This is a genomic window from Klebsiella sp. 141162 (assembly GCF_050600755.1).
Classification (GTDB): domain Bacteria; phylum Pseudomonadota; class Gammaproteobacteria; order Enterobacterales; family Enterobacteriaceae; genus Klebsiella; species Klebsiella aerogenes.
This window is the reverse complement of record NZ_JAQIRI010000003.1, coordinates 435,368-452,262: the sequence shown is the minus strand read 5'-3', so window position 1 is coordinate 452,262 and position 16,895 is coordinate 435,368. Positions and strand designations below refer to the sequence as shown.

Below are 16,895 nucleotides of genomic sequence, written 5' to 3'. Positions count from 1 at the left end.
TTGCCCGCTTCAGGCCGCGCGGCGGCCTGAATAAACAACTTGCTCGCCGTCAGGGAGCAGATGCGAATTCGCTGAATTCGCAGGTACCTACTCGCTTCTCAGAAGGAGAAAACACTATGCGTAACTACGATTTATCCCCACTGCTGCGTCAATGGATCGGTTTTGACAAACTGGCTAACGCCCTGCAAACCGCCGGTGAAAGCCAAACCTTCCCGCCCTATAACATCGAAAAAAGCGACGATAACCATTACCGCATTACCCTCGCGGTAGCCGGGTTCCGTCAGGAAGATTTGGATATTCAGCTGGAAGGTACGCGTCTGACCGTTAAAGGCACGCCGCAGGCGGCTGAAAAAGAGACCAAATGGCTGCATCAGGGGCTGGTGAATCAGGCCTTCAGCCTGAGTTTCACCCTCGCGGATAATATGGAAGTCTCTGGCGCCACCTTCACCAACGGCTTGTTACATATCGACTTAACCCGCCACGAGCCGGAAGTCGCCGCCCCGCAGCGTATCGCCATTAGCGAGCGCCCGGCGCTGAATAGTTAATTAAGCCACATCGCTTTCAAGCCCCGATAACTCGGGGCTTTTTTGTGCGCGGGACTACATACAGTATTCCCGCCTTCAGTCATAATCCCTGTTAATAATAATGTTATTCACAGGGAAAATAGTATGAGTGATATAGCATTGACCGTCAGCGTGTTGGCGCTGGTTGCGGTGGTGGGATTGTGGATCGGCAATGTCAAAATCCGCGGCGTTGGCTTTGGTATCGGCGGCGTGCTGTTTGGCGGCATTATCGTGGGCCACTTCGTGGATCAGGCAGGGATTACGCTGAGCAGCCCGATGCTGCATTTCATCCAGGAATTTGGCCTTATTCTCTTCGTTTATACCATCGGTATTCAGGTCGGTCCGGGCTTTTTTGCCTCGTTACGCGTCTCCGGCCTTAAGCTCAATCTGTTCGCTATTCTTATCGTCGTACTTGGCGGGCTGGTGACGGCGATCCTGCATAAACTGTTCAATATTCCGCTTCCGGTCGTTCTCGGCATCTTCTCTGGGGCGGTCACTAACACCCCCGCGCTTGGCGCCGGGCAGCAAATCCTGCGCGATCTTGGCCTGCCGTTTGATGTCGTCGATCAGATGGGGATGAGTTACGCGATGGCCTACCCGTTTGGTATCTGCGGCATTTTGCTGACCATGTGGCTGGTGCGGCTGTTCTTTCGCATCAATGTGGAAAAAGAGGCGCAGCAGTTTGATGAGAGCAGCGGTAACGGCCATGCTCATCTGCATACCATTAACGTGCGGGTGGAGAACCCGAACCTGAATAATATGGCGATTCAGGACGTGCCAATGCTCAACAGCGACAAAATAATCTGCTCGCGGTTAAAGCGCGATGAGCTATTGATGGTGCCGGCGCCGGCTACGCTTATCCAGCATGGCGACCTGCTGCACCTGGTCGGGCGGCCGGAAGATTTACATAACGCGCAGTTGGTGATTGGTAAAGAAGTGGCGACTTCGCTCTCAACGCGCGGTACCGATCTCAAAGTGGAACGCGTGGTGGTCACTAACGAGAAGGTATTAGGGAGGAAAATCCGCGATCTGCACTTTAAACAACGCTATGACGTCGTGATCTCGCGGCTTAATCGCGCCGGGGTGGAGCTGGTGGCCAGCAGCCATGCCAGCCTGCAGTTTGGCGACATTCTTAACCTGGTTGGGCGGCCTCAGGCCATTGACGCGGTGGCCAATGAACTCGGCAACGCGCAGCAAAAGCTGCAGCAGGTGCAGATGCTACCGGTGTTTATCGGCATTGGTCTCGGGGTGCTGCTGGGGTCTATTCCGCTGTTTATTCCCGGTTTCCCGGCGGCGTTGAAACTGGGGCTAGCCGGCGGGCCGCTGATTATGGCGCTCATCCTCGGGCGTATCGGCAGCATCGGTAAGCTGTACTGGTTTATGCCGCCGAGCGCCAACCTGGCGCTGCGCGAACTCGGTATTGTGCTGTTTCTGGCGGTGGTGGGGCTGAAATCCGGCGGCGATTTTGTCGACACCCTGCTCCACGGCGAGGGGCTCAGCTGGATAGCCTACGGTATTTTCATCACCGCTATCCCGCTGCTGACGGTGGGCATACTGGCGCGGATGCTGGCGAAGATGAACTATCTGACCCTCTGCGGCATGCTGGCTGGCTCAATGACCGACCCGCCGGCGCTGGCCTTCGCCAACAACCTGCACGCCACCAGCGGCGCGGCGGCGCTCTCCTACGCCACGGTTTATCCGCTGGTGATGTTCCTGCGGATAATCACCCCTCAACTACTGGCCGTGCTGTTCTGGGGGCTGAGTTAGCGGGCTCTGTGCCTGGACCCGGCGCAGGTGATAATCCACCTGATACTCGCTAGCGTTGCGGAACATCACGGAATAGTTAAGAAACTCGCCGCTATCGCTGTAGGAAAGCGAGGTAATGCGCAGCAGCGGCGTCTGCTCCGGCACGTTCATTGAGCGTGCCAGCTGTTTATCCGCCAGTACCGGGGTGAGGGTTTCATAGTTGCCGCTGATGGTGATACCGCACTCTTTCTCGATATAGTCGAACTTCGACCCTTCCAGATGACCCAACGACAGATGGCGGAACAGTTTAACCGGCATATAACTGTCCTCCAGCATTAGCGGTTTACCATCGACGTAGCGCACCCGGCGTGAGAAATAGATCCGTTCATCAATTTTAATTCGCAGCTGACTGGCGATAGCCGGCGGCGCGGGCATCACTTCGAATATCAATACCTGACTTACCACTTCTTTACCCTGCTGGCGCAGAACTTCCGCCAGCCCGGTCAGGTTGCTGGTCTCATGGTGTACATCTTTGCGCGCAACATAGGTGCCGGAGCCGTGGCGGCGCACCACTAATCCACTTTCCACCAGCAGGTCAATGGCTTTGCGAATCGTCATGCGCGCCACGCCGAACTCCTGCGCCAGTTTTTTCTCGCCCGGTAACGGGCTGCCAATGTTGAAATCGGAAGAGTTGAGCCGTAAACGCAGTTTGTCAGCAATAGATTTGTAGATCACCAGTAGACCTCTATTCGTCATTGATGAATCAGCGATAGCCAGCTGACGTGAATTATAAAATTATAAAAAACAATAAATTAAAAACTATAAGTGACATTGATTTCGTCACCTCAATTCATCGTGTCTATGTTTTACGCAAAAAGTAGACAACATTGACCGAATTAAAACCATGAATGCGATCACGAATCGCAGCGGCGCAGCATGTTGCCGACGGGGCGAATTCCTATGCTCGAAGCAGGCCGGTAAAGAACAAAAAAAGGCCACTTACCCTACGAGTTGTTACATGAGGATTTTCAAATGCTCAGTCAAATACAACGCTTTGGCGGCGCCATGTTTACCCCGGTTTTGCTGTTCCCATTCGCCGGGATTGTGGTGGGTATCGCCATTATGCTGCGTAATCCGATGTTTGTCGGCGAAGCGCTCACCGCACCCGATAGCCTGTTCGCGCAAATTGTTCACATCATTGAAGAGGGCGGCTGGACCGTCTTTCGTAATATGCCGCTGATTTTCGCCGTCGGCCTGCCGATTGGCCTGGCGAAGCAGGCCCAGGGCCGGGCCTGCCTGGCGGTACTGGTCAGTTTTCTTACCTGGAACTACTTCATCAACGCCATGGGGATGACCTGGGGCCACTTCTTCGGCGTTGATTTCACCCTGGATCCCACGGCGGGAAGCGGCCTGACGATGATTGCCGGGATTAAAACCCTGGATACCAGCATTATCGGGGCCATTGTGATCTCCGGCATCGTCACCGCGCTGCACAATCGTTACTTCGATAAACCGCTGCCGGTGTTCCTCGGTATTTTTCAGGGATCGTCGTTCGTGGTGATAGTTGCTTTTCTCGCGATGATCCCTTGTGCCTGGCTTACGCTGCTCGGCTGGCCGAAGGTACAGATGGGGATTGAGTCGCTACAGGCTTTCCTGCGCTCAGCCGGCGCGCTCGGGGTGTGGGTTTACATCTTTCTTGAGCGCATTTTGATCCCGACCGGCCTTCATCACTTTGTCTATGGGCCATTTATCTTTGGTCCGGCGGTAGTGGAAGGCGGCATCCAGGTCTACTGGGCGCAGCATCTGCAGGAATTTAGCCAGAGCGTTGAACCGTTGAAAGCGCTGTTCCCTGAGGGCGGTTTTGCGCTGCATGGCAATTCGAAAGTCTTTGGTTCGGTGGGTATTGCGCTGGCGCTTTACTTCACCGCCGCGCCGCAAAACCGGGTGAAGGTCGCCGGTTTGCTGATCCCCGCCACCCTGACCGCGGTGCTGGTGGGCATTACCGAGCCACTCGAGTTTACCTTCTTGTTTATCTCGCCGCTGCTATTTGCCGTGCATGCGCTGCTGGCGGCCACCATGGCGACGGTGATGTATATCTGCGGCGTCGTGGGGAACTTCGGCGGCGGCCTGCTCGATCAGTTCCTGCCGCAAAACTGGATCCCGATGTTCCATCACCACGCGTCGATGATGTTTATCCAGATAGGCATCGGCCTCTGCTTTACCGGCATCTACTTCGTCATCTTCCGCACCCTGATCCTACGCCTGAACCTGAAAACGCCGGGTCGCGAAGACAGTGAAATCAAGCTTTACAGCAAAGCGGATTATCAGGAGGCGCGCGGTAAAACCAGCGTGGCGGCAGCTGCGGAAAACAAGCTGGGCCAGGCCGCCGGCTTCCTGCAGGCGCTGGGCGGGGCCGGCAATATTGAAAGCATCAATAACTGCGCCACCCGACTGCGTATCGCGCTGGTGGATATGGCGAAAACGCAAAGCGACGAGGTGTTTAAAGCGCTCGGCGCTCACGGCGTGGTCCGCCGCGGCAACGGCATTCAGGTCATTGTTGGTCTGCATGTCCCGCAGGTTCGCGACCAGCTGGAAACCTTAATGAAAGATTCTTTATCGACCGAACACACCACCATGACGGAGGCAGTATCATGAAAAAATTCTCAGTTGTTATCGCAGGCGGCGGCAGCACCTTTACCCCTGGCATCGTTTTAATGCTGTTGGCAAACCGCGATCGTTTCCCGCTGCGGGCGCTAAAATTTTATGACAACGACGGCGCGCGTCAGGAGACTATCGCCGAAGCCTGTAAAATTATCCTCAAAGAACAGGCGCCAGAGATTGAGTTCAGCTACACCACCGACCCGCAGGCCGCCTTTAGCGATGTCGACTTCGTGATGGCGCACATCCGCGTCGGCAAATACCCGATGCGCGAGCAAGATGAAAAAATACCGCTGCGCCACGGCGTGTTGGGTCAGGAAACCTGCGGACCGGGCGGGATTGCCTATGGTATGCGCTCTATCGGCGGCGTGCTGGAGTTGGTGGATTATATGGAGAAATATTCGCCAAACGCCTGGATGCTCAACTACTCCAACCCGGCGGCGATAGTGGCTGAAGCCACCCGTCGCCTGCGGCCTAATGCTAAAATTCTCAATATTTGCGATATGCCGATCGGCATTGAAGGGCGGATGGCGCAAATCGTCGGGCTGAAAGACCGCAAACAGATGCGCGTGCGTTACTACGGCCTGAATCACTTCGGCTGGTGGACCTCGATTGAAGATCTCGATGGCAACGATTTGATGCCGAAACTGCGCGAGTATGTGGCGAAATACGGCTATGTACCGCCATCGAACGACCCGCACACCGAAGCCAGCTGGAACGATACGTTTGCCAAAGCGAAAGATGTACAGGCGCTGGATCCGCAAACGATGCCAAACACTTACCTGAAATATTATCTGTTCCCGGATTACGTGGTCGCGCACTCCAACCCGGAGCGTACCCGCGCGAATGAGGTAATGGATCATCGGGAGAAAAACGTCTTTAGCGCCTGCCGGGCGATTATTGCCGCCGGTAAATCTTCCGCGGGCGATCTGGAGATCGACGAACACGCGTCGTATATCGTCGATTTAGCGACGGCTATCGCCTTTAACACTCAGGAACGAATGTTGTTGATTGTGCCGAACAATGGCGCAATCCATAACTTTGATGCCGACGCGATGGTAGAGATCCCTTGTCTGGTCGGTCATAACGGACCGGAGCCGTTGACGGTGGGCGATATTCCGCATTTCCAGAAAGGGATGATGAGCCAGCAGGTGGCGGTGGAAAAACTGGTGGTGGATGCGTGGGAGCAGCGTTCATATCACAAGCTGTGGCAGGCGATTACGCTATCGAAAACCGTACCGAGCGCCTCGGTGGCGAAAGCGATCCTCGATGACCTGATTGCCGCCAATAAAGCGTACTGGCCTGAGCTGCATTAACCCTCGCTTTACCGGCATCCATCGGGTGCCGGTTCTTCTCTCCTGTTCGTGATTTAGGCTATGCTGTGGCCTGTTTGCGTGACGAACAAGGACTGCTGATGAAAATTTCCCGCATTGGCGAAGCGCCGGATTACCGCTTTTCGCTGGCCAATGAACGCACCTTTCTGGCGTGGATCCGTACGGCGCTCGGCTTTCTCGCCGCGGGCGTCGGGCTCGATCAGCTGGCGCCGGATTTTGCCACTCCGCTTATTCGCGAAGTGCTGGCGCTGCTGCTGTGCCTGTTTGCCGGCGGGCTGGCGGTGTATGGCTATCTGCGCTGGTTGAGTAACGAAAAGGCGATGCGCCTGAAGCAGGATCTCCCCTATACCCGTACGCTGCTGGTGATTAGCGTCCTGCTGCTGGCGGTCGTGGCGGCGGTGATGCTGCTGGTGCTGTATGGCGGATAAACGCCGGGCGCGGCGGGAGAACGATCCCGGTTTACAGCCGGAGCGCACCTCGCTGGCGTGGTTCCGTACTCTGCTTGGCTACGGGGCGCTGATGGCGCTGGCGATTAAGCACAACTGGCATAGCGCCGGGCTGGCGTTCTGGATATCGATTGGCGTACTGGCTGTGGTGGCGATCGTTCTCTGGCGCTACACCCGCAGCCGCCATTTAATGGATGTTGCCGAGAGCGATTTTTTGCAGCCGGGAGCAGTTCGTGACAAATTTTTGATCTCCCTCGCAGTGCTTTCGCTGTCATTATTGTTTGCTGTAACGCATCTACGGCAGATCATTTTATTTCTTAAGGATGTGACATGACAGGATGTCGGACAGAATGCCACTCCCTCGCTCACAACGAACCGGCAGTGCGGGAGGTGAAAGTTTATCGTCACCACTGCCAGCAACCGCAGCAGCTATATCGGGAACTACGCTCGCAGGGCGTGCGCGCCGTTCGTTTTATTCCGCAGCTCAGAGCGGAAGATGCCAATGCATGGGGAAACTTCCTTTGCGCCATTTTCCATACCTGGGCGCGGGAAGATATTGGCCGCATAACGATTACGTTGTTTGAGGAAACCCTGCGTATCTGGTGCGGCGAACCGCTGCGCGAACAGCGGCAGGTGGCCGCCAATAGCGCCTGTTTTGTCTGTGCATGGCGGCGGCTGTGCGCGGGCGACGACGACCCGCTCTGTGAAGGCTACCGCCAGTTCTATGTCGCCAGCGCCCCCTGTATGCGGGTTATGCGCGATCTGCGTAAACAGCAGCGGTCACCGGGCGAACTGATGCCGCTGCTGCGAGCGATTTAACGTCCCTTCGCCAGATACTGCGCCATCTCTTCTTCCGGCACCATACCGCCGCCGGTCGCCCATACCAGGTGGGTGGCCTGACGTAGCTGTTCGTCGCTCAGTCCTTGTAGCTGATGGTACGCTTTACTGGCGCAGACGCGCTGCGGCCCTGCCATCCCGGCCAGCGCGGACGGCTCAAGGCGAATGTTTTCCGCCGTTGCCAGCCAGCCCAGCATGTCGTACATCGTTTGATCGTCAAGGGTATACAGGCCGTCGAGCAGGCGCTCCATCGCCCGGCCAACGAAGCCGGAAGCGCGGCCGACCGCCAGACCATCGGCGGCGGTCAGGTTATCAATCCCTAAATCCTGCACCGCAATCTGGTCATGGAGCCCGGTGTAAATGCCGAGCAGCATACAGGGCGAATGGGTCGGTTCGGCGAACAGACAGTGAACGTGGTCACCAAACGCCAGTTTCAGGCCAAATGCGACGCCACCGGGGCCGCCGCCAACGCCGCATGGCAGATAGACGAACAGCGGGTGATCGGCATCGACCACGCGTCCTGCTTGGGCAAACTGCGCTTTCAGGCGTTCGCCGGCCACGGCATAGCCGAGGAACAGCGTGCGCGAGTTTTCATCGTCGATGAAGAAACAGTTCGGGTCGGATTCCGCCGCCTTGCGCCCCTGTTCGACCGCCACGCCGTAATCTTCTTCATACTCAACGACCGTTACGCCGTGGCTGCGCAGTTTGGCCTTTTTCCATGCGCGGGCATCCGCCGACATATGCACCGTGACCTTAAAACCGATGCGCGCGCTCATGATGCCGATCGACATACCGAGGTTGCCGGTAGAACCGACGGCGATGCTGTACTGGCTGAAGAACTGTTTGAATTCCGGCGTCAGCAATTTGCGATAATCATCTGCGATGGTGAGCAGCCCGGCTTCCAGCGCCAGCTTTTCCGCATGGGTCAGCACTTCATAAATGCCGCCGCGCGCCTTAATGGAACCCGAAATCGGCAGATGGCTATCTTTTTTCAGTAACAGATCGCCATTAATCGGCTGATTGAATTTTTGCTCGAGGCGGCGTTTCATTGCCGGAATGGCAACCACTTCTGATTCGATAATCCCGCCGGTGGCGGCCGTTGCCGGAAAGGCTTCCGCCAGATACGGCGCGAAGCGCTGCAGGCGTTCGTGAGCGTCTTTTACATCTGCGGCGGTCAAGCCGACATAGGGCAAACCTTGCGCCAGCGTCGTCGTCGCCGGGTTAAACCAGGTGGTTTCTTTCAGCGCGATCAGCTCCTGCACAAGCGGGAAGGTCGCGGTTAATTGGGTCAGGTCAGCGTTTTTCATATTACGTCTCGTTCGCTTAGATGATGAAAGAAAGCAGGAAGGTGGCGGCGAGTGCAAGTAAAGAAGCGATAAATGTCGCCGTCGTATAATACTTGAACGTTTCGCTGAGGCTTGCGCCACAGTATTGTTTCACCAGCCAGAACAGGGAATCCGTTACGATCGTGCAGCCAATGGCGCCGGAACCGATGGCAATAGCGATGATCTCCGGGCTTACGCCGGGATACAGCGGCAGCATCGGGGCGACGATAGCGGTGGCGCCCATCATGGCTACGGTAGCGGAACCGACGGCGGCGTGAAGGATCAGCGCCACCAGCCAGGCCAGCAGAATCGGATGCATATGCAGATTCGAGAGGATCACCGCCAGGCTATCGGCCAGGCCGCTGGATTTCAAAATCGCGTTGAACGCGCCGCCCGCGCCAATAATCAGCAGAATATTAGCAATCGATCCGAAGCCGTTTTCAGTATGAGTCAGCAGGACGCCCATCCCCATCTGGCGACGAATACCGAGAATGTAATAAGCGACAAAAACGGCAATAAACATCGCGGTGATCGGGTTGCCGATAAATTCCAGCAACATGTACAGCGTGCCGCCTTTAGCCATGTTCAATTCAGCGACGGTTTTCACCAGCATCAGCCCAATCGGTAGCAGCACGGTAAATAGCGTAGCGCCGAGCGAGGGCAGCGTCGATTCTTCGCGTACTTCAAGGTTAGAAAACTCGGTCGGCACCGGTTTAAACGGCAGGCGGTTGCCGAGCAGCTTGAGGAACAATGGGCCGCCAACCAGCGAGGCAATCAGGCCCACCAGCAGGCCATAGACGATGACCGTACCGATATCTGCGCCGAGTTTATTCGCCACGAACAGCGCGGCCGGATGCGGCGGCACCACGCAATGCACCGCCATCAGCGCGGTACACAGGGGGATGGCCAGCTTCAGCAGCGAGGTATTGGTTTTTTTGGCAATGGAGAACGCCAGCGGGATTAGCAGCACCACGCCGACTTCAACAAATAGCGTAATACCGCAGATTAGGCCAACCAGCACCATAATTACGTCCGACGACAACCAGCGACAGCGCTGTAGCGCCAGGCCGATGCGTTCCGCCGCGCCGGAGACTTCCATCATCTTCCCGAGGATGGTACCGAGACCGATCACCGCCGCCAGGAAGCCAAGCGTACCGCCAATACCGCTCTCAATGGCGTTGACCATATCCAGCGGCCCCATGCCCATCATCGCGCCGACGAAAAAGCTCGCCAGCAGGAGCGCCAGAAACGGATGAAACTTCAGTTTGACGATCGTTAAAACGATTAACACGATACTGATAAATAGCGTGCCTACCACCCAGATTTGAGATTCCATACCCCACCTCGCCGTAAATAACGTGTGGTTATTGAACAGAAAAGCGACATAGGCTGACAAACGATAAAAATCGCCTTTCAGGTGATCCAAATTGATGCAAAAGCGTGATTTGGTTCTTAAATAGCCCGTTAAATGTGTATTGGGTCACTTTTATTCATCTTTCAGGCGCGCTCCGGCTGCGTTTTTTTTACACTTACCGGCAAAGAAAAGGCGAGGAATTGTGATGGATGTGATGAAAGAGATAGGCAATCGGCTGCTGAACGGCTGGCAGTTGTCAAAGCTGTACACCTTTGAAGTCGCGGCTCGCCATGAGTCCTTTGCACTGGCGGCGGAAGAGCTGTCGCTGACGCCGAGCGCCGTTAGCCATCGCATCAACCAGCTGGAAGAAGAGCTGGGTATTCAGCTATTTATACGTTCGCACCGCAGGGTGGAGCTGACCCGCGAGGGGCGGCGGGTATTCTGGGCGTTGAAATCCTCGCTGGATAGCCTTAACCAGGAGATTCTGGATATTAAAAATCAGGAGCTCTCCGGCACGCTGACGGTGTACTCGCGCCCGTCGATCGCGCAGTGCTGGCTGGTACCGGCGTTGGGCGATTTCACTCGCCGCTATCCGTCTATCTCGCTGACTGTGCTCACCGGCAACGATAACGTCAATCTACAGCGCGCGGGTATCGATCTGGCAATCTATTTTGATGACGCGCCGTCAACACAGCTCAGCCATCATTTTCTGATGGATGAAGCGATCGTGCCGGTATGTACGCCGAAATACGCGCAACAGCAGCAGTTAATCCACAATCCAGGCAATCTGCGCTACTGCACGTTACTCCATGACCGCCAGGCATGGAGCAATGATTCCGGCACCGATGAGTGGTTCAGCTGGGCGCAGCAATTTGCAATTGAATTGCCGCAATCGTCGGGTATCGGCTTCGATCGTTCTGATTTAGCGGTGATTGCGGCGATGAATGACGTCGGGGTAGCGATGGGGCGTAAGCGGTTGGTGCAGAAGCGGTTAGAGAGCGGGGAGCTTATCGCGCCGTTCGGCGACATGACGCTGAAGTGTCACCAGCACTACTATGTGACGACCCTGCCGGGCCGTCAGTGGCCGAAAATCGACGCCTTTATCGAATGGCTGCACAGTCTGACATAGGGCAAAAGCCGCTATCCGGGGGATTTCCCTGCTTGCGCTACGCTTAGCAGGGCTACGGTTCTGCGCAACCCACTGCCGGGGGCCTTCATCAGAACGGTAGCCCGGATAAGGCGTAAGCCGCTATCCGGGGAGCGCCAGCGGCGCTTATACCGGCTGCTGGTGGCTGGTAAAGCGCGAGGCCAGCGGCAGCCAGCACAGCAGAATCAACAGCCCCATTAACATCATTAGCAGGCCGAGGCTGCTTTGCCCCGTTTGCGGCATCATCGCCGACAGCCAGGCCAGCACGCCGGAGCCGATATTCTGCAAGCCGCCAACCAGCGCGCCAGCGGTACCGGCGAGGAACGGAAATGGCTCCATCGCGCCGCTGGTAGCCAGCGGGAACAACATACCCGCGCCGAAGAAGAACAGCGCCGCAGGCACCAGCAGTGTCCAGACGGTCATAACGCCGAACAGCCCCGGCAACCACATCATAACTCCCGCCAGCAGGCAGCAGATAACAGACTGCCACATCAGCGTTGAGAAGCGTTTATTCGGACGGCCAGCGAACCACGCGCCGAAGAACGCCGCCGGGATCGGCAGAATAAACAGAATACTGACCGCCATACTGCTCAGGCCGAGCACCGCGCCCATCAGCACGCCGGAACAGGCTTCGAACACCGCAATTCCGGCCAGCCCGCCCACCAGCATCAGCAGGTAACAGTTAAAGGCGCCGGTACCGAACAGCGTTTTGTAACTGGCCAGTAGTTTCGTCCGCGGCGCGCCTTGCGGGCGCGTTTCCGGCATCCATTTCGCCATGCTGAAGGTCACGCCCGCGCACAGCACCAGTAAGAAGGCGTAGCAGGCGCGCCAGTTCCACAGGGTATCGAGGATGCCGCCGAGCAGCGGCGCAATCAGCGGGCTGACCAGTATCCCCATATTTAACAAACTGTTGGCGTGACGTAGCTGCGCGCCTTCATATAGGTCTCGCGGCAGGGTGCGCGCCATGACGCCGCCGACGCCGGTGCCCATCCCCTGCATGGCGCTGGCGGCGATCAACACCGGCAGGCTATGGGTGGTGATGGCAACCAGCGTCGCCAGCATAAAAATAGACATCCCGACGAGGATCACCGGGCGGCGGCCTACGCGGTCAGAGAGCGGGCCGTAGAACAGCTGCGAAATGCCGTACGTCAGGAGGTAGGCCGCCATTACGCTTTGTACCGCCCCTTCACGGACGTTAAGCGATACCGCCATGTCGGCGATAGCCGGAATATAAATGGTCTGCGCCATCTGGCCAACGGCCACCAGCAGTACCAGCATCAACAACAAATTGAAGTTCTTATGCCGTTTCATGTCGATGAATACTTCGTGAGCAATGAGAAATGAAGAATATGTGACTGGCACACCCCTTAAACGATGGAGGAATCTACCACAATAAAATGACAGAACAACTACATAGCACCGATTGTTGGGGAAAATTCAGGCAGGTTTTGTAAACAGGATCGGCAACTAATGTTGCCATTTTAATCTATGAGAGACGCAGCAGGATTGCTCCAGCGGCAATACCACAGGCGGCAACGATGCGCAGCGCTACCACTTGTTCCTTCAGGACGATAAATGCGATCAGCGCGCCGAACAGAATGGAGGTTTCACGCAGCGCGGCGACCACCGCCAGCGGCGCCTGAGTCATCGCCCATAGCGCCAGGCCGTAGGATCCCATGGTGCCGACGCCGCCGAGGATGCCCTTTTTCCAGTGCTGGCGTAAATAACGGCTGGCTTCGCGCCGCCGTGCCGCCATCGCCCAGCACAGCAGGCAGCAACCGTTCATAAAAAAGGTCCACAGGGTATAGCCGAGCGCCGATCCCGCCAGCCGAACCCCGGTGCCATCCACCAGCGTATAGCCCGCGATAAAACAGGCGTTGATCAGCGCCAGCATGATGCCTTTGCGGGAACTGACGCGGCCGTTGAAGGCCATTGCCAGAATCGCCAGACAGATGACGCCAATACCCAACCAGGCCAGCGGCGATAAGCGATCGCCGAGAAATATCACGCTGATAGCCGCGACCAGCAGCGGCGCGGTGCCGCGCATTAGCGGATAGGTCTGGCTCATATCCGACACCTGATAGGTCTTCGCCACCAGTACCGTATACACCACCTGTAATACACATGACGCCACCAGATAGGGGGCGCTGGCCAGCGTCGGCTGTGGCGCGAAGGGGAGCATCACCAGGGCGATCAGCGAGGCCGACCCGCTGACGCTTATCGCCGCGTACATTTTATCGCCGCTGGCTTTGACGATAGCGTTCCAGCTGGCGTGCAGCAGTGCGGCGAACAGCAAAATGCAGAATACGGTGATGGTCATCGCAGGCAGATTCAGCAGTTAAGGTCAGCGGACTGTAACATGACCCCGTTCCGCCAGCCAGCCACGCTTACAGCGAGCAGAACAGGCGATGCGTAACCCGAGGCTCATCGTATACCGGGCGGAAACCAAAGCGTTCATAAAAGGGCCAGGCCTGCGCCGGGGCATGGGTATTAAGGAAATCGAACCAGGCGCCGGAATGCGTGATGACCGAGACCAGCAGCTGCTGGCCAATTCCCTGGCGGCGATGGCTATCGCGAATATAGAGATGGCGAATGCGCCCGGCCCGCGGCTGCTGGCTGAAGGGGTCGACGTTCAGACCGCAGACCCCAACTAACTGGCCACGGACGAACGCGCCCAGCAGCTTTTCACCAGGGGCGTTAAAGCGGTTTTTGCCGCTTTGCCAGTTTTCCGCCAGCCGACGCAGCATATTGAAGTGCTGTTCAAGGCTTTCGGCGCGCAGCGCGACGAACCCCGGATCATCCGGCGTCGTTGCGGCAATTAATAGCGGTGGCATGGTTCCTCCATCAAGTCATCCCGGAACGCCCGCAGGGCGCCTGCAGGGGGGCGGTTGCCCACCCCCCTCAGGTGCGACTTGAACCTGAATCAGCGGAACTGTTTCAGGACTGCATCAAGTAGTTGCAACACAGCAACCATGAGTTTCAGGATTAAAATAATAATATCCATTCCGCCCATACGCGCGTCTCCTGTGGTTAAGGAGCACAATAAGCTGACGTACCTTTCCGCTGCCTGTTGCCAGCTTATCCCTGTTCTCACAGGGGTTGCGCAGTGATGGCCGCACGGGCCGGACACGACGCATTGTTGACGTAACACAGTGTGCTCTCTCGGGGTTAAGGCACTGACGGCACCACCCGTTTCAGCCAGGACTTCGTTGCGCCGGTCAAACTTGCGGCCCCCGAATGGCACAAAGTGAACACATCCAGTATAGATAAATACTGTATGTATGAACAGTATTTTTTGGACAAATTCGCATCCGCCATCCATACTCTATGACAGAGAAATTTCGACCTTAAATTGCGCGAATTGCAGCGATCGCGTATACTTTTGTCGTTGACGTAATACAGTGTGCTTGCGGCTACCACCCGTAAAAATGCTGATAAAAACCTCGCTCCGGCGGGGTTTTTTGTTTTCTGCCGCTGATGTCGCGAATTGTGATCTTTCGCGCAAATTCTCGTGGATGAAAATAAATCCATTGTGAAAACGCAAAACCTGTGTTTGTATAAATTCAGCTTATTTTTTGACACAACAGGTCCCTAATGAACGCTGCCATGATGACTTCGACCCTACTAAAAACCGCGCCTGCCGCGGTGGTCGTCGTGTCTGTGGTGGTCGTCGTCGGCAATGCGCCGTAGGGTCCGGAACAACACGAATTCCAAACCCCGCCGGCGCAAACCGAGCGGGGTTTTTTGTTGGCGAGCCCCCCGGTAAAGTCGGCCCAGAATAAAAGGACTGGAGCATGGCAAGTTCGGGCACCACATCAAACACAATGCGCTTTACCGGCGCGCAGCTGGTTGTTCATTTACTGGAACGCCAGGGTATCACTATGGTCAGCGGCATTCCGGGCGGCTCCATCCTGCCCATCTACGATGCCTTGAGCCAAAGCACGCAGATCCGCCACATCCTGGCGCGCCACGAGCAGGGGGCGGGTTTTATCGCTCAGGGGATGGCGCGTACCGAAGGTAAACCCGCGGTCTGCATGGCCTGTAGCGGCCCTGGCGCCACCAACCTGATTACCGCCATCGCCGATGCCCGCCTCGATTCTATTCCGCTGGTCTGCATCACCGGCCAGGTTCCGGCCTCAATGATCGGCACCGATGCCTTCCAGGAAGTCGATACCTACGGCATTTCTATCCCCATCACCAAGCATAACTACCTGGTGCGCGACATCGCCGAGCTGCCGCAGGTGATGAGCGACGCCTTCCGTATTGCCCAGTCCGGGCGACCGGGCCCGGTGTGGATAGATATTCCTAAGGATGTGCAGTCGGCGACGATTGAACTGGAAACGCTGCCGGAGCCAGGCGAGCGCGCCCCGGCCCCGGCATTCGCGCCTGAAAGCGTGCGTGAAGCGGCGGCAATGATCAACGCGGCGAAACGCCCGGTACTGTATCTGGGCGGCGGCGTGATTAACGCGCCGCAGCCGATTCGGGACCTGGCGGAAAAAGCCAACCTGCCGACCACCATGACCTTAATGGCGCTGGGTATGCTGCCGAAGGCACATCCGTTGTCGCTGGGCATGCTGGGGATGCACGGCGCGCGCAGCACTAACTTTATTCTGCAAGAGGCTGATTTACTGATTGTTTTAGGTGCGCGTTTTGATGACCGGGCGATTGGCAAGACCGAGCAGTTCTGCCCGAACGCGAAGATTATTCACGTCGATATCGACCGCTCGGAGCTGGGCAAAATTAAGCAACCGCACGTAGCGATTCAGGGCGATGTGGCGGAGGTCTTAGCCCAGCTTATTCCGCAGATTGAAGTGCAGCCGCGTGATGAGTGGCGCCAGCTGGTGGCTGATTTACAAAGAGAATTCCCCTGCGCCATCCCGCAGGAAAGCGACCCGCTCTCCCATTACGGCCTGATTAACGCCGTGGCCGCCTGCGTTGATGATGAGGCGATCATCACCACCGACGTTGGCCAGCATCAGATGTGGACGGCGCAGGCCTATCCGCTCAACCGTCCGCGCCAGTGGCTGACTTCCGGCGGTCTCGGTACCATGGGCTTCGGCCTGCCGGCGGCCATCGGCGCGGCGCTGGCCAATCCACAGCGTAAGGTTATTTGCTTTTCTGGCGACGGCAGCCTGATGATGAATATTCAGGAGATGGCCACCGCTGCCGAAAATCAGCTGGATGTAAAAATCATCCTGATGAACAACGAAGCGCTGGGGCTGGTGCATCAGCAGCAGAGCCTGTTCTATCAACAGGGCGTCTTCGCCGCGACCTATCCGGGGATGATTAACTTTATGCAGATCGCCGCCGGTTTTGGTCTGCAAACCTGTGATTTAAATAACGAAGCAGATCCGCAGGCGGCGCTGCAGGCGATTATCGACCGCCCAGGTCCGGCGTTGATCCACGTGCGTATCGACGCGCAGCAGAAAGTGTATCCGATGGTACCGCCGGGTGCGGCCAATACTGAGATGGTGGGGGAATAAGC

Annotated in this window: 17 protein-coding genes and 1 pseudogene; 10 read left to right on the top strand and 8 right to left on the bottom strand. The window is 56.9% G+C overall.

What is annotated here, in order from left to right; translation table 11 throughout:
• The first annotated feature begins 116 nt into the window (after nucleotides 1-116).
• Nucleotides 117-545, top strand: coding sequence for a small heat shock chaperone IbpB (ibpB, locus tag PGR23_RS13335; RefSeq protein WP_015369047.1), 429 nt, complete (start codon nucleotides 117-119; stop codon nucleotides 543-545).
• A gap of 123 nt (nucleotides 546-668) precedes the next feature.
• A complete protein-coding gene (locus tag PGR23_RS13330) occupies nucleotides 669-2,330 on the top strand; it encodes a putative transporter (RefSeq protein WP_047078169.1) in 1,662 nt (553 codons plus the stop codon).
• Here the strand turns inward: PGR23_RS13330 and PGR23_RS13325 are convergent.
• Complete coding sequence (locus PGR23_RS13325; RefSeq protein WP_015369049.1) at nucleotides 2,298-3,044, bottom strand: GntR family transcriptional regulator; 747 nt, start codon at nucleotides 3,042-3,044, stop codon at nucleotides 2,298-2,300. The two genes, PGR23_RS13330 and PGR23_RS13325, sit on opposite strands and share 33 nt — an antisense overlap.
• Nucleotides 3,045-3,341: 297 nt before the next feature.
• On the opposite strand from PGR23_RS13325, the gene PGR23_RS13320 reads away from it, so the two are divergent.
• The 5 genes from PGR23_RS13320 to PGR23_RS13300 all read left to right on the top strand — a co-directional run bounded on the left by PGR23_RS13320 (nucleotide 3,342) and on the right by PGR23_RS13300 (nucleotide 7,566).
• The gene (locus tag PGR23_RS13320) at nucleotides 3,342-4,964 is read left to right on the top strand and encodes an alpha-glucoside-specific PTS transporter subunit IIBC (protein ID WP_047044625.1); all 1,623 of its coding nucleotides are present in this window, start codon (nucleotides 3,342-3,344) and stop codon (nucleotides 4,962-4,964) included.
• Nucleotides 4,961-6,283, top strand: a complete 1,323-nt coding sequence (locus PGR23_RS13315; RefSeq protein ID WP_020077628.1) for a 6-phospho-alpha-glucosidase — start codon at nucleotides 4,961-4,963, stop codon at nucleotides 6,281-6,283. Before PGR23_RS13320 ends, PGR23_RS13315 begins: the two co-directional genes overlap by 4 nt.
• Before the next feature lie 98 nt (nucleotides 6,284-6,381).
• Complete coding sequence (locus PGR23_RS13310; protein ID WP_015369053.1) at nucleotides 6,382-6,729, top strand: YidH family protein; 348 nt, start codon at nucleotides 6,382-6,384, stop codon at nucleotides 6,727-6,729.
• Entirely contained in the window at nucleotides 6,719-7,081 is a 363-nt protein-coding gene (locus PGR23_RS13305; protein ID WP_015369054.1) for a DUF202 domain-containing protein, read from the top strand. The genes PGR23_RS13310 and PGR23_RS13305 overlap by 11 nt, the downstream gene beginning before the upstream one ends.
• The gene (locus tag PGR23_RS13300; RefSeq protein ID WP_063414951.1) at nucleotides 7,078-7,566 is read left to right on the top strand and encodes a hypothetical protein; all 489 of its coding nucleotides are present in this window, start codon (nucleotides 7,078-7,080) and stop codon (nucleotides 7,564-7,566) included. The genes PGR23_RS13305 and PGR23_RS13300 overlap by 4 nt, the downstream gene beginning before the upstream one ends.
• Here the strand turns inward: PGR23_RS13300 and dsdA are convergent.
• Together dsdA and dsdX are read right to left on the bottom strand one after the other, a co-directional pair.
• A complete protein-coding gene (dsdA, locus tag PGR23_RS13295; protein WP_396279286.1) occupies nucleotides 7,563-8,891 on the bottom strand; it encodes a D-serine ammonia-lyase in 1,329 nt (442 codons plus the stop codon). The genes PGR23_RS13300 and dsdA overlap by 4 nt on opposite strands.
• Before the next feature lie 16 nt (nucleotides 8,892-8,907).
• On the bottom strand, nucleotides 8,908-10,245 hold the full coding sequence (gene dsdX, locus PGR23_RS13290) for a D-serine transporter DsdX (RefSeq protein WP_315711955.1): 1,338 nt from the start codon (nucleotides 10,243-10,245) through the stop codon (nucleotides 8,908-8,910).
• 223 nt (nucleotides 10,246-10,468) lie between these two features.
• Here dsdX and dsdC point away from each other — a divergent pair, with 223 nt between their 5' ends.
• Nucleotides 10,469-11,392 (top strand): DNA-binding transcriptional regulator DsdC, encoded by a 924-nt coding sequence (dsdC, locus tag PGR23_RS13285; RefSeq protein ID WP_045395944.1) that lies wholly within the window; start codon nucleotides 10,469-10,471, stop codon nucleotides 11,390-11,392.
• 144 nt (nucleotides 11,393-11,536) lie between these two features.
• Here the strand turns inward: dsdC and emrD are convergent, their stop codons facing one another.
• The 5 genes and pseudogenes from emrD to PGR23_RS13260 all read right to left on the bottom strand — a co-directional run bounded on the left by emrD (nucleotide 11,537) and on the right by PGR23_RS13260 (nucleotide 14,992).
• Nucleotides 11,537-12,721, bottom strand: coding sequence for a multidrug efflux MFS transporter EmrD (gene emrD, locus PGR23_RS13280; protein WP_047044642.1), 1,185 nt, complete (start codon nucleotides 12,719-12,721; stop codon nucleotides 11,537-11,539).
• 175 nt (nucleotides 12,722-12,896) lie between these two features.
• Entirely contained in the window at nucleotides 12,897-13,730 is an 834-nt protein-coding gene (locus PGR23_RS13275) for a DMT family transporter (RefSeq protein ID WP_063416238.1), read from the bottom strand.
• 67 nt (nucleotides 13,731-13,797) lie between these two features.
• Nucleotides 13,798-14,244: a GNAT family N-acetyltransferase gene (locus PGR23_RS13270; RefSeq protein WP_045397801.1), complete on the bottom strand. Its 447-nt coding sequence runs from the start codon at nucleotides 14,242-14,244 to the stop codon at nucleotides 13,798-13,800.
• 89 nt (nucleotides 14,245-14,333) lie between these two features.
• Entirely contained in the window at nucleotides 14,334-14,453 is a 120-nt protein-coding gene (gene tisB, locus PGR23_RS13265; RefSeq protein WP_004145059.1) for a type I toxin-antitoxin system toxin TisB, read from the bottom strand.
• Between the two features lie 370 nt (nucleotides 14,454-14,823).
• Nucleotides 14,824-14,992, bottom strand: a pseudogene (locus PGR23_RS13260) (hypothetical protein).
• A 12-nt stretch (nucleotides 14,993-15,004) separates the two neighbouring features.
• Between PGR23_RS13260 and ivbL the strand changes: the two are divergent.
• The gene (ivbL, locus tag PGR23_RS13255) at nucleotides 15,005-15,100 is read left to right on the top strand and encodes an ilvB operon leader peptide IvbL (RefSeq protein WP_016162016.1); all 96 of its coding nucleotides are present in this window, start codon (nucleotides 15,005-15,007) and stop codon (nucleotides 15,098-15,100) included.
• A 104-nt stretch (nucleotides 15,101-15,204) separates the two neighbouring features.
• A complete protein-coding gene (gene ilvB / locus PGR23_RS13250; RefSeq protein WP_101827597.1) occupies nucleotides 15,205-16,893 on the top strand; it encodes an acetolactate synthase large subunit in 1,689 nt (562 codons plus the stop codon).
• Nucleotides 16,894-16,895: the final 2 nt, after the last annotated feature.